We start from the raw sequence: 14,688 nt of genomic DNA, 5'->3' as shown, positions 1-14,688 counted from the left end.
CTTAAAAGATTTATTTGGTCAGTCGTGCACTACAACCTTGGTGCCAACGGGAGCCCAGTTGTAGAACCACTTGGCCGTACCAACTGGTAGGTTAATGCAGCCATGGGAACCATTCTTTCCGGCGTAACCGAAGCTGGAACGCCACCAGGCACCATGCAAAGCGTAGCTGCCGTGGAAGTACATAATCCACGGTACGTTCGGGGTTTCGTAGTCAGGGCCACGCATGGTCTGGGTCTTGCGCTTTAACCAGATCGGGAAAGTCCCCTTAACAGTCGGAGTCTTGGGAGCACCATTTACCATGGCAACTGGGCCGCGCACTGCCTTTACGCCTTCATAGGCGGTAGCGGTGTGCTTGGAAAGATTCACATCAATCCACTTTTCCCCATCTTCTGGAGCGTATGCCAGCTTGACACTTTCGGGACGGATAGTCTTGGTGACTTCCTTAAACGGTGTCGACTTAATCTCTGGCTCAATAACAGTCTCTTTACCGGTCTTGAAAGCCTCGATGGCTTCGTTGGTGATCTTGGTAGCGTCGGCTACTTCTTTACCTTCACGGCCGGCTACCGGTGGGGCAGCTTCTTTCCCGTCTGGGTAGACCTTCTTAACTGCGTTACGAGGAGAGACGTAAACGTCATCAGCGACAGCGCCAACCCAGTCAGTAATTGCCTGATCGTTAACCTTAATCGCTGGCGCTTCGCCTTCCTTATTGGTGATTTCAATAAAGCTGGCGCGACGCTTCTGGCTCGGAGTGTAGTTGTAGCTCGGGGTCTTAATGGTGACCTTGGTGTCGAGTTGCGCTTGTGCCGCCTGGGCTAACTCTTCTGCCTTGGCGGTATTGAACTCAGGATCCTTTTCGGAGAAAGGCACGTTCAATTCCAGCGGCTTAAAATCTTTGGCAGCAGCAAGCACTTGGTCGGAAAGTCCATTGGTTTCAGGCATTTTGCCAGGTTCCGAGGGCGTCACGTCAAACTTGGTACCATCCTCGGACATGGTGACATTTGCCGGCTTTCCAACCTGCTGTCCTGCCGGAACGTGCGCATCCACATACTTGGTTACTGCTTCAGGATCAATGGTGATTGGCACTGCAACCGACTTGGTTTGGTTGAACTTGAAGTAGTCCATCCAACTGCCCTTGGCAACCGCGGATTGTGCGGCGGCAGCAGCATCGACCTTAACCCCGAGTTCTTCCCAAGTAGGGTTCAAAGTCTGGTCTTGAATTTTCATTTCCAACTTGGCTTGCGAAAGTGCATCCATGATGGACTTTTCGATCTCTGCTGGAGTTTTCTTCGCCACGTCAATGCCTTGCACGGTGGTACCAGGGAGCGCTTTCCCTTGGTACTGCTGAGCATAAGCGTAGGCTCCGCCACCAGTACCGGCACCTAGCAGTACCAATAGGCCCAAGGCGATCCATAGCTTCTTGCCACGTCGTTTCTTAGGTTCCGCTGCAGGCGGGTTGGTTGCTGCGTTCATTTCCGAGAATTCATTCGACATACAGTATTCTCCCAATCTTAAAGACTGAAAATAGAATACCGAGCATTGGGCGATTATTTAAGTAGAATGCCTGAAAAAATGCGGTTTTGTACGCAGGTTCACAGTTTTTAGCGATTAAATGTCAAGCTCAAACCACTTTGCAAGGAAAGCGGCCACCCCATCATCGAGGTTTGATGAAGTGTGATAGCCAGCCACTGCCTTTACGTCCTCGCAGGCATTTTCCATGGCGACACCAACCCCAACATGGCGAATCATTTCGAGGTCGTTTTCGGCATCACCGAATGCCATCACATTATTTATCGGATCGATTCCGAAATACTCGGCGGCTAGCTCCACCCCATTCCACTTGGACAAAGCAGGATCTTGATATTCGAATAGCTGAGGGCCAGTACGCACGCCTTTAAGTCGCGGATCAGAGAACGTACGGGCATGCTCAATCACTCCAGGCATCAAAGCAGGATCACACATCAAGTGCAGTTTCGCCTGCGGGTTAGTCAACAAACGATCATAGTTTGGATCTACCCCTAGCTTAAACTGCCCCCATTCCGCCATACGCTTGAGAGATTCGTCCTCGAAGGGCGCCAAGTAGGTTCCTTTTTCCGCGATAAGGAAGTTGACTGGTAGATCGGAGAAGTGCGACATTACGCGACGGAAAGCATCCGGTTCCACAAGGTGAGAAGTCCGGATGGCCTGGGTTTCAACATCGAAAAACTCGGCGCCATTTTGGGCGACAATGACCGAAATAAAATCGGTGGCTTCCCAAGATTTCACCATCTCATAAATCGAGTAGGCATCTCGTCCCGAAGCGATCCCCACTTTGACCCCAGTGTTTGCCACCGCCGCCAAAGCTTCCCGGTTCCGTTTCGATAGCTTTGATTCGCCGTTTAGCAAGGTACCATCGAGGTCACAAAGCACAAGGGAGATTGCTGGTTTCGTCATTTTTATCCTTCCTTCTTCGCCTCCAACCTAACATGTTCTGGCTTTCTGTTGTCTTCAGCTTGCCGAGGGCGAAACTGTGTCGAGCCAGCGTAAATATGGCAAACTTTTCGCATGGCTCAAGCAACTTCCACCACCTACCAATATCTAAACGAGGATCAGCAAGCACTAGCTGCCTTAGAAGCAGTAGTTCCCCTCGTACCTTTAGGTTTGTGGCCAACACTGCCGGATGATGAGTGGCCAGTGCTCTCTTGGGAAGAATGGTGGGATCAGGCCAAGTTAGAAACCAAGCTAGCTCAAGCTCTTGCCTTCGGGCGCAGAGAACGCGCTATGCGCTCTCTAAATGAGCCTGTAACTGATTTTATTTGGCACTACTATGGTTTAAAACCAGCTCGATTTGAACGTTGGCAACCCGGTATCGGAGTCCGGCTGGGCACCCCCAGTCCGGATGCACCAAAAGAATGCCAGGAACTTTATGCTCAAATGGGGCGGCGCAAATACTTCAAGCAAGATGAAGAATCTGTGTCTGTTGACCTATCTGCTTGGCAAGCCCGACGCGGCGGGGTGGCCTACGATTGGCGAGAGCTGTTAAAAATCATTCAGAAGCGAGAACCGTTCTTTGGCTGTTTAGGACTGCATGAATGGGCTATGGTTTACCGCGATGAAAAGCGTCATCCCCTCCCCTTGCGTTTAGGCGTCGAGGGAACCGCCAAAGTAGTTGAAACACTACCGATTCGTTGTACTCACTATGATGCTTTCCGGTTTTTCACTCCTGCAGCTCGCCCGCTAAACCATTACCAACCCAGTGAAGAAACCATTATTGAATGTGAACAACCCGCTTGTTTACATCAGAATATGGATTTACTTCGTTACGGCTTAGCACTCGAACCTCTGATTCCCACAAGTTTCATGCTTAACGTGTTTGCCATGGCGTTGCGAATTCGCCAACTAGATATGTCGGCCTCGGCCTACGATTGCCGCGCCTGTGGGTTGGCACCGGTAGCAATTGAAACCGCTGAAGGAAAAGCAATTTATATCGAAAAACAGCGCGCTTTTAGCGACCAAGCTAAAGCGTACCGAGCCCAGTTGATCGCCTTGCTAGAACAAGTCGTCTAACCCCTACCACCTCCATATATCCTTGATTTCTCAACGAAAAATGACCTTGTCTTAGCTACGAAAAACTGGCTAATGGTGGGCACAGACAAACTCCGGTGAGCAAGCGCACGCCTTGCGGGCTTGCATTCATTGGTAAAAATCTCTAAGCTAGAGGACGTTGACGCGGGGTGGAGCAGTTCGGTAGCTCGCCGGGCTCATAACCCGGAGGTCGTAGGTTCAAATCCTGCCCCCGCTACCAAGGAAACCGCTTGGTTTGAAGGAAAACTTCTTACCAAGCGGTTTTGTTTTGCCCCCAGCCGGTCGGCTGGAAGTGGCTGCAGCAAACTGCCCACTTATCCGAGTGCCCAACTCGCTCAAGCTAGTCCCGGCATTCAACCTTTTCCGTGGCAAAAAGCCACAAACGACTGTTCGTTAAGGGGTATTTGTGAGTCCTCAATCTAAACCAGCTGTGCAACGGTTGCCGATTGGCGCCCTCGTTTCACTGAGTTTGGCCTCGTTCGCGGTGATCACCTCAGAGCTGTTCCCAGCAGGTCTGATTAACGTGATGAAGAACGATCTGCAGGTAAGTGAATCTGCAGTCGGTTACCTCATGAGCGTCTATGCTTTCACCGTGGTCATTACCTGTATCCCGTTGACTATTGTGACCAAAAATGTTGAGCGCACCAAACTGCTTCGATTAGTGGTCCTAGGATTTGCAATCGGCTGCTTGGGCACAGCCTTAGTCCCCAATTACTCATCAGTCTTAGTTATGCGTATGGTGACCGCCCTAGCTCACGGCATGTTCTGGTCACTGCTTTCGGCATATCCAGCATATTTGGTACCACCTCGTTTGGTTCCACGTGCAGTCACTTTCACCTCGGTTGGTGGCTCGGCCGCTTTCATCCTCGGTGTTCCCTTCTCGACTTGGTTGGGGCAGCAGCTTGGTTGGCGTGGCGCGATGATTTCCCTTTCTGTCTTTATGATCGTAGTTTGGGCTGTCATGCTAAAACTCCTGCCGGCAGTAGGGATTGGTAGCGACCACCACGATACTTCCGAAGAGAACGCAGCCCAACTGACCGAGGGCGGAGCGGCTACCGTGGATGACCTTGCTCCACAAGGAAAAACTAAACGTCGTTTGGCCCCGGTTTCCAAAGGGGCAGCAATTGGACTATGTGTCACCGTTGCGTTATACGTGACCGGACACTATACCGCCTACACCTACATCGCCCTAATCATTACCCGCCAGTTGGGCTTCTCCCCCAGTTTGCTATCACTGATGCTACTTATTTCAGGCATCTTGGGATTCTTCGGTTCACTCACTAGCGGTCGCTTATATGAAAAGTACACGGTCCGAGCACTCTTAGCAGCCCTTTTCTTAGCATCCTCTTGCCTACTTGGACTCTTCTTCTTGGGACAAGGAGCTAAATGGGCTGGACTTGCTGTCTTCCTGCTCTGGAGTTGTGTGGCTGCATTCGTCCCCCCATTCTTCGTCATGCGTTTGCTTTCGGTCACGCCTGCACAGATTCGCGATACCTTCTCGGCTATCTACAATGCGTCCTTCAACGCTGGGATTGGTTCTGGTTCCGCCCTCGGCGGCTTCCTCCTTACCCGTTTGGCCTTGCCTTCAGTTATTGGTATCGCCGGAGTCATCGTCATGTCAGCTTTCGTGGTTTCTTTCTTCATGACTAGGATTACTAGTTCGCAGACTTCTGCTGCGCGTTAATCACGACTTGTATAGCAGCTTTTAAGTCAAAAAGTTATCGCCCCACCAACAGTGAAATACTGTGGTTGGGGCGATAACCTTGTGCGGGAAGGTCCCTAATCGACCAGATTATTCGTCTCGGTCAACCGGGCAAGTCATACAGCGCGGGCCACCACGGCCTCGACCAAGTTCAGAGCCAGCCACTTCGAGTACCTCAATCCCACGATCACGTAGGAACTGGTTAGCAGCCTCATTTCGTTCGTAGGCCATAACTTTGCGTGGAGCCAAAGCTAATAGGTTGCAAGCATCATTCCACTGGTCACGTTCGGCAGTAAGTGGATCAGCGAATGGCACAAGCACCTCAATCTGGGGCACCTCAAGTGCGCGAGCGATCTGGTCATAGAATCCTTCGCCCTCGTCAAACAGATAGTGCAGCTGTCCATTGGTCCCGCGAGTGATAGCTACACTTGGTGCCATACCTAGGCCCTGATAGGCGATGAAAGAGTCATAGTCAACCATGGTCATTACCGTATCAAGGTGCATGAACTCGCGGGCATGCGGCAGACGTACGGCCAAAACAGTTTTCACGGTGGGGTCGGCCAAGAGATTTTGCGCTAATGCTTGCACCCCAGCAAAGGTGGTACGTTCTGAAATACCGATCATTAGGGCCCCGTTACCGAGGACGAGAACGTCACCGCCTTCCAAACTGGCCTCAGGGAAGTCAAAAATCGCATCATCCGGAGCATGCTGAGGTAACCAGTTATCTCCTAGCTCTGTGGGGCGAACTAGCCCATCTAGGTATTGCTCCTGCTGCTTTTCGGTTTCCTTGTCCAGTGGGTAGACATAAGGTTCGATTCGTTTCCAGTCGCCTTGTGCAAATCGGGGGTGGAAACGATAAATAAGTTCCAGGTGGAGGGCCTCGCGCCACCGGGCCGGACGAGACATCCGGTTAACCGCTCCATAGCCGTAGTACCAAGCTGAACTATCGCGCATGAATAGATGGTTTGGTAAACATGCCAAAACCATGGAGCCGAAAAGCTGGGCATCATCGGGCAGGTCTGCACCGACCAGAGGAGCATATTCGCTAGCGCTAATCCCTGCTACGAGTTTTTCAGCTAGTTCAGTAGAGTCGAGCTCAGCGAGGTGTTCTTCTACCCCATCGTGCAAACGCGGATCGATTTGGCTCGGAATCAAAGTGTGTTTGAGTGCTGCTTCGCGGGCCTGCGGGTTTTCGAGCGAAGTTGCCAGTAACTCTTGGAAGTGCAGCACCTCGACGCCCTGATCGGTCATTTTTTGGGAGAACTTGTCGTGTTCTTCTTGGGCACGTTTGAGCCAGAGTACGTCATCAAAGAGCAGCTCAGTTTTGTTACTAGGTGAAAGTCGGCTCATTTCGAGACCGGGTCGATGCACCATGACAGTCTTAAGCTGTCCAACTTCGTTTTTAACTGAAAAACTCACAAGATCCTCCTCGTCTGCTTAAGTTCGTACCATAACTACCGAAATCGAAAAAGTCATTCGCATGCCTTTGCATAAATAAACGTTTAGGCCCGCGAGCCTTGAAAACTCGCGGGCCTAAAGTTGGCTTTTCGCCAATTACACGCTTAGCTTAAATAGCTAGACGGACTATTTTTGACCGCCTTCAGCGGTTGGTGCCGTGGTCCCCTTCGGGACCGCAGGCTGGTTGCTGTTTGTGCCTTCACCGGACTGTAGACGGACAGCTTGCTCGAGGGCGGTTTGCAAGCGCTTTTGAGCTTCACCGTAGGAAGTCCAGTTTCCTTCGCGCATGGCCTTGGCCGAATCATCCATGGCCTGCTTGGCTTCTTGCAGTACCTGCTTGAGGTCACCACTAGGAGCCGGGACCGCTGGAGCTGGCAATGGAGCGCCAGGTTCTGGAGTGTTTCCAACTACTGGTGCGCTTGGTGCTGGTCCGTCAGTACCAGGTAGTTCATCAGACTTACCCACATTGGACTGGTCACCGGTTTCAGCTCCAGCGTTACCGCCGAATACTTGATCCAATGCCTCAGCCAGAGTCGGAGCAAAACCTACCTTGTCACCAAAGCCAACCAGTACTGAACGCAAAAGTGGGAAGGCAGTGCCGGAACTTGACTGTACGTAAACTGGCTGCACATAGAGCAGACCACCGCCAACCGGTAGGGTCAAGAGGTTGCCTCGAACCACTTCTGAACCTCGCTGGTTCATAAGGTTCAAGCTCTTAGAAACTTCTGGGTTAGACGAAAGGTTGTTTTGGACCTGTCCAGGGCCAGGAACCGTGGTCGATGAGGGCAGAGCCATTACTCGAATTGTGCCGTAGCCTTCGCGCTTCTTGCCCTTTTGGTTACCAGTTTCCGAATCAACGGCAATGTAACCAGCCATGGCTTCACGCTTAGAAGAACCACCTGGGACATAAACCGAGGTCAAGGAGAACTGAGCAGATTCTTGACCAGGCATCTTCAAAGTCAAGTAGTACGGTGGCTGAGTCGGCAGCTTAGCACCTTCAACCACGTTAACGGTCGGATCATCCGGTACCTTCCAACGGTCACCACCGGTGTAGAAGTCTGCAGCTTCGGTCACGTGATAGGTGGCCAAAAGATTACGCTGCAACTTGAAGAGATCTTCGGGGTAACGTAAGTGGGCCATCAGATCACCGCTAATATCCGAAAGCGGCTTTACCTTGCCTGGGAAAATTCCCATCCAAGAAGAGAGAATCGGATCCTTTTCGTCCCACTGGTAAAGCGTAACTTTGCCATCGTAGGCATCAACGATGGCTTTGACCGAGTTGCGAATGTAGTTAATTTCTTCGCGAGTCGTATGCATCATGGCCCCGCCGGTGGTGGAGTCAGCGGTTACGTCCTCGATTGCTTCATGCTGGGCATAAGGGTAAGCGTTCGAAGTGGTGTAGCCATCAACAATCCATACCAAGCGCTTAGGAGTCTTGGGATCACCATCCATATCGACTACGGCCGGGTAAGGCTTACGATCGAGTGTCAAATAAGGTGCCACTGCGGCGACACGATCTGCAGGATTACGATCGTAGAGGATCTGAGACTTCGTGTTCACTTGGTCAGAGAAGAACAAGTCTGTGGAACGGAACTTGATCGCATACAGTAGCTTGTTCCAGAAGTTACCAACTGAGGGGCCACCATCGCCTTGGTAGGTGGTTTTCACCTGACCGCCCTCGACTTTATCGTCTGGGTAGTCAAGTTCTTGGCCAGTTTTTCCATCTGATTTAGGTCCACCCACGATGGAATAATCGGGCATGTTTTCGCCGAAGTAAACTCGTGGTTCATAATCGCCGAGGAAACCTTGAGACGGAATCGAGTGTTCGCTAAAGGTTGGACGGCCATCCGCATTGGCAGTGTTACCGTAAGCGGTGACGACACCAAAACCGTGAGTGTAAACGGTGTGGTCGTTAACCCAGTTACGCTGTTCCGAGGCCGAGTCCTTCTGGTTTAGTTCACGGACGGCAATCACCGTATCGCGTAGTTCGCCATCAATTTGGTAGCGGTCAACCGAAAGCTGATCGGCAAAGGTGTAGTACAAACGGTTCTGCTGGAGCTGACGGAAAGTAGGCGAAACGATATTAGGATCTAGCAATCGGATCTGAGTGGTTGACTCGGAGTCGTGACGCAACTGCCCGGCAGTAGCTGTGGTGGTGGCATTGGAGGTCGTGTAGTCGATTTTCTCCATGCCGTAGGCCTTTAAAGTGGCATCGATATTGTGTTGAATATAGGGCGATTCCAAGGCTTGCGCGTTTGGCACAACCTTAAATTGCTGGATCAACGAGGGGTAAATTCCACCCACCACTAGCTGAGAGGCGATCAGTACCACCAATGCAGCCGTAGGAAGTTTCCAAGTACCCTTAAAAGCAGCAATCACGAACATGACCGCAACAATCACACAAGTAATAGCCAGAATAGTTTGGACTGGTAGCTGCGCGTTAATTTCGCGATAAAGTGCGCCGTCTACCCCAAGTGCGTTGTTATTCTTTTGCGCCAGCAAGGAGTAACGTTCTACCCACATTTTGGCGCCATAGACGAGGGCGATTGCCCCCGCGGTTAGTCCCACCTGCACGCGAGTGACTTTTTGTACGCGCGGCTTGGGGAAAAGCACAATTCCACCGTAAAGGTAGTGAATAATCACGCCTACGATCAGGCCGAGGACGAGGAACTGTAAGAGGTAGCTGATAAAGAGATTTAGCACCGGGAGGGTGAAGACAAAGAAAGCGATATCGTGTCCAAAGATTGGGTCAGTTTCCCCAAAGCTTGCTTGATTCCACCACAAGAGCACATCTCGCCATTGCGACATAAACGAGGTACCAGTGCTTAAACCAAGCAAAATTGGTACCCCGATGAAGATTAATGCGGGACGTCCCTCGATTAGGTTTTTGTAGCCGCCAAGATCAGAGTTGAGCTTGGCACCTTTCTTCACCATTGCCTGGTAGGAAAAGTGCATGTAAGCCCAAAGGCTGCCGGCTTGTAAGGCTAGACCGAGCAGGAAAAGCCCACCCATGGCGATTACTTGAGTCCAGAAGACCGAGGCGTAATCTAGCTGGTTGAACCAGAGTACTTTGGTCCAAACCGAGGACATGGCATAGACGAACGCGGCAAAAAGGCCCACCACAATGAGCAACAAAGTAAAGGGGTTCTTCAGACCCTTTACCATATCGTCTGCGGAGAATGGAACTTGTTGGCGCGGTGTACGTGGAGGTCGCCCAGAACCGCCTTGCGATTCAGGATCTGGGGTGGGTCCACCATCGAACCAGGGAATATTTGTCACGTTTACCTCTCTTTAATTGCTAGGAACTGCAATTGTGACAGATTTTAAGCGCCTTGCCTACTGGTCATCTAGTCCAGACGTGGGAAAATGACCCTATGGATATTGCATCGTTAGGAGTCGACCCCCAACATGTTGCGTTGGCACAGGTCGTTTTAGAGATTGAACTTGAAGCTGCGAAAAATGGCTGGGATCTGCCAGCTACCGCCTATGCGCTGGTTCCAAGTAAGGATTTGTTGGCCGAGGGCGAGGAGCTGCTGCCAAACCTGCGCGAACAGCTTGAGACCCAGGTGGCCGCTAATAGCGAACATTTGACCGCAGTCGCTCAACCTGATTTGAATTTGGCTGACTTGGAAGAAACTTTGGCCCAACTTGCTTGGCCCGAACAGGTGGCCGGCATGGCCGTTTGCCTCGAGCGCGTTAGTGTTCCTCCGCAGGCCGAAGCTGAAGCTCCCGAAGATCCGCAAGCAGCTTTAGAGTTTTACGCAAACCACCCAGATCGTGAAGAGTTCCGTTTGGTTGCTGGCGCGACCCGCACGGGAAAGACTTGGTGCGCTTTGCGTTCGCGAAAACTGGATAATCCCGATTCAGTCGCACAAGGTTCGGATATGTTCCCTGACTTAACCGAGGCCTTATTAGCAACTTTTGCCCCAGATGAGGCCTAGCCTTTAAGTTAACTGCTTATGCAAGTTAACTGTATTTGCTAAGGGTGGCACTTGATCAGTTGATCGGTGTCGCCCTTGGCAATTTTCTGGACGGTATCGCGAGCATCCTTGAGGGTAGAAATCTGGACGGGAGTAATTCCCTTGGGCAGTTTGGCATTGGCCAGTTCCTTACAGTTTCCAACTGGAGCTAGGAACCATTTGGCGCCATCGGCAGAAGCTCCGTAAACCTTCTGCAGGACACCACCGATTTCACCGACTACTCCGTCTGGAGCGATGGTACCGGTGACGGCAATCTTTTGGTCGCCAGCCAGTGCCCCGTCAGTTAGATGATCAATAATGCCGAGGGCGAAGGCCGTACCGGCGCTAGGACCACCAATATTCTCTGAAACATTTACCTGAATGGGGAATGGGAATCTAAAATCGGTGGAGATGAAAATGCCGAAGAGGGAACCAGGTTTGCCGTCAGGTCGTTTCATGGTTTTGATTTCTGAGACCTTTTTGGCCCCCGCTTTGTTTTCACTGGTTACTTCGACCGGAGTTCCCGGGGCGATGTCTTTCAAAGCACGGTAGAGATCCGCAGTTGAGGCCAAGGGGTAATTCTTTTCCCCGTTTTTCAAGGCAATGATTTTATCGTCCTCGGCTAGCTTTCCCTTAGCATCCGATTTATCGGAAACTCCGCGAACAATAATGTCGCTTTCGAAAGGAATGTTAAGCTCGGTTAGGGCAGCGGCACGTGCCAGATCCATGGATGAATCCATGTATTGCTTTTGTGCTTTACGCTCTTGCTCCCCCGTCGTTTCGGGAGCAAATAGTTGCGCATAAGGGTGAATACTTTGGGACGGCTGGAAGTAAGCGGTTATTAGCTCGATACCCGAGACTGGTTCAGTTCCTGGACCGCCTCTCAAGCCGACAGTAACCATTCGAATCTGACCGTCACCTTCAATCTGATGCGAAGGGTGGTCTTTGATTTCGATAAATGGTTTGCTGTTGATCTTGCCTAACACGTTAAAAGTGGGGCCGGGGGTTTCGATTACGTAGGGGTAACCGTGCAAGAATAAAGCCCATGCCAAGGCCCCAATGAGGACAAAAAGGGAAACACTTTTAGCTAGTCGAGTCTGCCAGCGCCCCTTCTTTTTTGGAGCGGTTTCAATATTCTGAAAGTTATTTTGAGATTCTTGCACGACACTATTGTGCCACTTTATTAGCCTCACTCGGTATCGGGTTTAGGCTTTCTGAGCTTCTGGCGAAGCGAGTATTGGTTTCGCCCTAGGGTCAATTAACTGTATTTTTATGGGAAAACAGGGTATTTTTATACTAGATATTTCCCGATATAGGAGACTTAATGTCAGCCGATTTTAATCCTTTTGATAGCTCTGACCCCAAAGAGTTCCAACGGTGGCTAGAGCAGATGCTTGGCGGCAAAGTGCCTTTTGATCCGCAAGCAATGTTTGATCGTCTTAACGCTCAAACTCAGGATGCGAATCATGCAAAGGATCAGCAATCCGAGGACGAATCTGCTGAATCCCAGTCCGAGGCCGAATTACCTCCTGAGCTACGTAATATGCTCCAAAGTTTGTTTGGTCCCTCCGCTGAGATTAAAAGTTTCTCTTTCGGCGGTAATCCCCTACTCAACAGTTTGTTCCCAAGTGATGCCACTAGTGATGATGGCGTGATTAACTGGTCTGCGGTTGAACGACAAGCTCAGCTTGCTATTGCCAATGTGCAGGACCCAACCTTGACCGCGGCGCAAGACGCGCAGGTTAAGCAGGCACTCCAAGTTGGCTCGCTTTGGTTGGATGCGGTTACCGACCTCGTTCCAGCTCCTCTCAAACCAGGGGCTTGGCGACGTCGTGATTGGATTTCACATTCAGAAAAAACTTTTATGCAGCTTTGCCAGCCAGTTGCGCAAAATGTTAATCGGGCGATGGAAGGTGCGATGGGTTCAGCCTTACCCAATGATGTCTCGCCCGAAGACCTTCCGGAACCGCTTCGACAGCTATTTGGTCAAGGCGGCGAAGGCCAAGCTGCTTTCTCTCCCCTCTTGAAGTTCATAAAGCGAATGAGTAACGGGCTCTTCACTGCTCAAATTGGTCGCGCGATTGCGGAGCTTTCGAAAGAAGCACTCGGGTTTAACTCGATGGGTCTGCCCATGTCTCAAGCTGGTGAAGTCGCCTTGGTAGTGCCAAACCTTCATGATTTTGAAGCAGGATTGGACATTCCCAGCCAAGAAGTGCTTCATTTCTTAGCCGTTCGGGAAGATGCCTACGCCCGACTATTCGCGGCTGTTCCTTGGCTTCGCAACCATATTCTTCGTGCTTTTACCGAATTTGCGCAAGAGATCCAAGTCGATGTGCAAACCTTAGAAGTAGACATGCAGCAAATTGACATGTCAAATCCGATGGCTATGCGTGAAGCAATGGAATCAGGTATGTTTAGCCCGCAGCTTTCGAGCGAGCAAGAACAGCGTCTGACCACCATCCAGCATACTTTGGCCTTGATTGAAGGTTGGGTGAATGAGGTCAGCTTGCAGGCTTGTCTGCCTCACCTAAGTCATGCCATGGCGCTAGACGAGATGATGCGCCGCCGTCGCGTTAGCGGCTCTCCTGCCGAAAAGCTGTTCGCTCAGCTAGTTGGTCTAACTCTGTCACCCAAGCGTCCTCGAGAAGCAACAAATCTATGGGGTATGCTCACCACCCAAGTAGGTGCGGAGAAACGTGATGCTTTGTGGGCGCATCCTTCAACCTTGCCGACGGGTGAAGATTTGGAAAATCCAACCGATTTCGTTAACCGTTTGACTACCGGTGAAGAGCTGGCAGACGAAATGGATCAAGAACTAGCACAAATGTTGGCTGGTACCTTGCCGTTTGCCCAAGGTCTTTCCCCACAAACCGATTCGGAAGGCGACCTAAAGGCTCGGCAAGAACAAGCTTTAGACGAAGAATCAGAAGAAGACTAGTCGGTTTACTTCTGTTCCTGAGGTAAGTTTTTTACCTGATCGATGAGTTTTTGGGTATCACGGTAACGATCTTCATCAGTTTTCGCACCAAGAACTACGAAAATGTACGCTTTTTGGTCTGCTTGATACCAAGATATGAGGTTGTTAAGCCCTTCCAGCGATCCCGTTTTTACGCCTTTGATATTCGGCTGATAGAACTCGCTGCTCTGGTCTAAGAACTTGTTCGTATTGCGCATAACCAGTTCCTTACCGTCTGGTTGGAAAAGCTTCTGAGTTGGTTTTTGCACAATCTGCTTAATCAAAGTATTTTGCAAAGCTAGGCGGGTGATTTTTAGGGCTTCTTCTGCGGTAGTCGTCGAACCGGGAAGAAAACCGCAGGGCTCGGCGATCGTAGTATTTTTAAAGCCCTGTTCTTTCAAATGCGTAGACAACTTTTCCATGAAGAAATCGACCTGTGCCTGGGCATCACCTTTAGCACCAAGTTTTCGAGCAGCTCCTGCCGCAAGAGCGTAGGCGGCATCTGAACCCGAAGGAATCAGTGAAGCTCTGGCCAACTGCCGTGCGGAATAAGGACCGGGTACGAGACCGGCTTTAGAGGCACCCGTTGGCACTAAGGCCTGTTCTGCCCCGACTTTTACGGAGTCTAGGTTTTTAAGCACACTCATGGCGTACTCCACCACGAATAATTTGGCTAGGGAGGCAGGTGCAACTTCGGTTTGAGTCTCTTTACTAAATAGGATTTTGCCAGAGTCCAAGGAGGCAGCCAAACCAGCTGTAGCTGTGATCTCAAAAGAACTTGTGGTGGGAACAGCAGCATCCCGCGGGTTTGATTTCGAGCTAGTGGTTTCGAACCAAAGCGAATAGATTAGTCCTCCAAAACCTATTAGGACTAGCACTAAAAAGACAATCCACCATTGCCTTCTAGCGCGATAGTCACTGCTGCTTATGTTTTCACCCATGTGGGTCATTTTCTCACTTTGAACTTTTGTTTCCAAATGGATTAACGGGACAGTTGTTTCCCCGCAAAAGTTATCCACAACGTCAATAGGAGAAACGAAGATTCGCCTAGC

General features: G+C 50.8%; 10 protein-coding genes and 1 tRNA gene. 5 read left to right on the top strand and 6 right to left on the bottom strand.

What is annotated here, in order from left to right; all coding sequences use genetic code 11:
- Window positions 1-18 precede the first annotated feature (18 nt).
- Both BK816_RS02825 and BK816_RS02820 read right to left on the bottom strand, forming a co-directional pair.
- The gene (locus BK816_RS02825) at window positions 19-1,491 is read right to left on the bottom strand and encodes a L,D-transpeptidase (RefSeq protein WP_071163831.1); all 1,473 of its coding nucleotides are present in this window, start codon (window positions 1,489-1,491) and stop codon (window positions 19-21) included.
- Between the two features lie 114 nt (window positions 1,492-1,605).
- Entirely contained in the window at window positions 1,606-2,430 is an 825-nt protein-coding gene (locus BK816_RS02820) for a Cof-type HAD-IIB family hydrolase (RefSeq protein WP_071163830.1), read from the bottom strand.
- A 111-nt stretch (window positions 2,431-2,541) separates the two neighbouring features.
- On the opposite strand from BK816_RS02820, the gene BK816_RS02815 reads away from it, so the two are divergent.
- From BK816_RS02815 to BK816_RS02805, 3 genes are all read left to right on the top strand, one after another.
- Window positions 2,542-3,543, top strand: coding sequence for a hypothetical protein (locus BK816_RS02815; protein WP_083379017.1), 1,002 nt, complete (start codon window positions 2,542-2,544; stop codon window positions 3,541-3,543).
- A gap of 161 nt (window positions 3,544-3,704) precedes the next feature.
- A tRNA-Met gene (locus BK816_RS02810) sits at window positions 3,705-3,781 on the top strand.
- A gap of 186 nt (window positions 3,782-3,967) precedes the next feature.
- Window positions 3,968-5,245, top strand: a complete 1,278-nt coding sequence (locus BK816_RS02805; RefSeq protein ID WP_071163829.1) for an MFS transporter — start codon at window positions 3,968-3,970, stop codon at window positions 5,243-5,245.
- Window positions 5,246-5,353: 108 nt separating this feature from the next.
- Here the strand turns inward: BK816_RS02805 and BK816_RS02800 are convergent, their stop codons facing one another.
- Together BK816_RS02800 and BK816_RS02795 are read right to left on the bottom strand one after the other, a co-directional pair.
- Complete coding sequence (locus BK816_RS02800; protein ID WP_071163828.1) at window positions 5,354-6,682, bottom strand: arginine deiminase; 1,329 nt, start codon at window positions 6,680-6,682, stop codon at window positions 5,354-5,356.
- 165 nt (window positions 6,683-6,847) lie between these two features.
- Window positions 6,848-10,000, bottom strand: coding sequence for a UPF0182 family membrane protein (locus BK816_RS02795; protein ID WP_071163827.1), 3,153 nt, complete (start codon window positions 9,998-10,000; stop codon window positions 6,848-6,850).
- A gap of 95 nt (window positions 10,001-10,095) precedes the next feature.
- Here BK816_RS02795 and BK816_RS02790 point away from each other — a divergent pair, with 95 nt between their 5' ends.
- On the top strand, window positions 10,096-10,662 hold the full coding sequence (locus tag BK816_RS02790) for a PPA1309 family protein (protein WP_071163826.1): 567 nt from the start codon (window positions 10,096-10,098) through the stop codon (window positions 10,660-10,662).
- A 38-nt stretch (window positions 10,663-10,700) separates the two neighbouring features.
- Here the strand turns inward: BK816_RS02790 and BK816_RS02785 are convergent, their stop codons facing one another.
- Complete coding sequence (locus tag BK816_RS02785; protein ID WP_071163825.1) at window positions 10,701-11,843, bottom strand: YlbL family protein; 1,143 nt, start codon at window positions 11,841-11,843, stop codon at window positions 10,701-10,703.
- 161 nt (window positions 11,844-12,004) lie between these two features.
- On the opposite strand from BK816_RS02785, the gene BK816_RS02780 reads away from it, so the two are divergent.
- On the top strand, window positions 12,005-13,618 hold the full coding sequence (locus BK816_RS02780) for a zinc-dependent metalloprotease (protein ID WP_071163824.1): 1,614 nt from the start codon (window positions 12,005-12,007) through the stop codon (window positions 13,616-13,618).
- A 5-nt stretch (window positions 13,619-13,623) separates the two neighbouring features.
- Here BK816_RS02780 and BK816_RS02775 read toward each other — a convergent pair whose 3' ends face one another.
- On the bottom strand, window positions 13,624-14,577 hold the full coding sequence (locus BK816_RS02775; protein ID WP_257786291.1) for a D-alanyl-D-alanine carboxypeptidase family protein: 954 nt from the start codon (window positions 14,575-14,577) through the stop codon (window positions 13,624-13,626).
- Window positions 14,578-14,688: the final 111 nt, after the last annotated feature.

It is taken from the genome of Boudabousia tangfeifanii, from assembly GCF_001856685.1.
GTDB lineage: Bacteria > Actinomycetota > Actinomycetes > Actinomycetales > Actinomycetaceae > Boudabousia > Boudabousia tangfeifanii.
The sequence above is the reverse complement of the archived record's forward strand: the minus strand, read 5'-3'. Positions and strand labels throughout refer to the sequence as shown.

Bases quoted from the DNA above. Each gene is read 5' to 3' on its own strand.
- BK816_RS02825 (WP_071163831.1), bottom strand. From the start codon at position 1,491: ATGTCGAATGAATTCTCGGAAATGAACGCAGCAACCAACCCGCCTGCA.
- BK816_RS02820 (WP_071163830.1), bottom strand. From the start codon at position 2,430: ATGACGAAACCAGCAATCTCCCTTGTGCTTTGTGACCTCGATGGTACC.
- BK816_RS02815 (WP_083379017.1), top strand. From the start codon at position 2,542: ATGGCTCAAGCAACTTCCACCACCTACCAATATCTAAACGAGGATCAG.
- BK816_RS02790 (WP_071163826.1), top strand. From the start codon at position 10,096: ATGGATATTGCATCGTTAGGAGTCGACCCCCAACATGTTGCGTTGGCA.
- BK816_RS02780 (WP_071163824.1), top strand. From the start codon at position 12,005: ATGTCAGCCGATTTTAATCCTTTTGATAGCTCTGACCCCAAAGAGTTC.
- BK816_RS02775 (WP_257786291.1), bottom strand. From the start codon at position 14,577: ATGGGTGAAAACATAAGCAGCAGTGACTATCGCGCTAGAAGGCAATGG.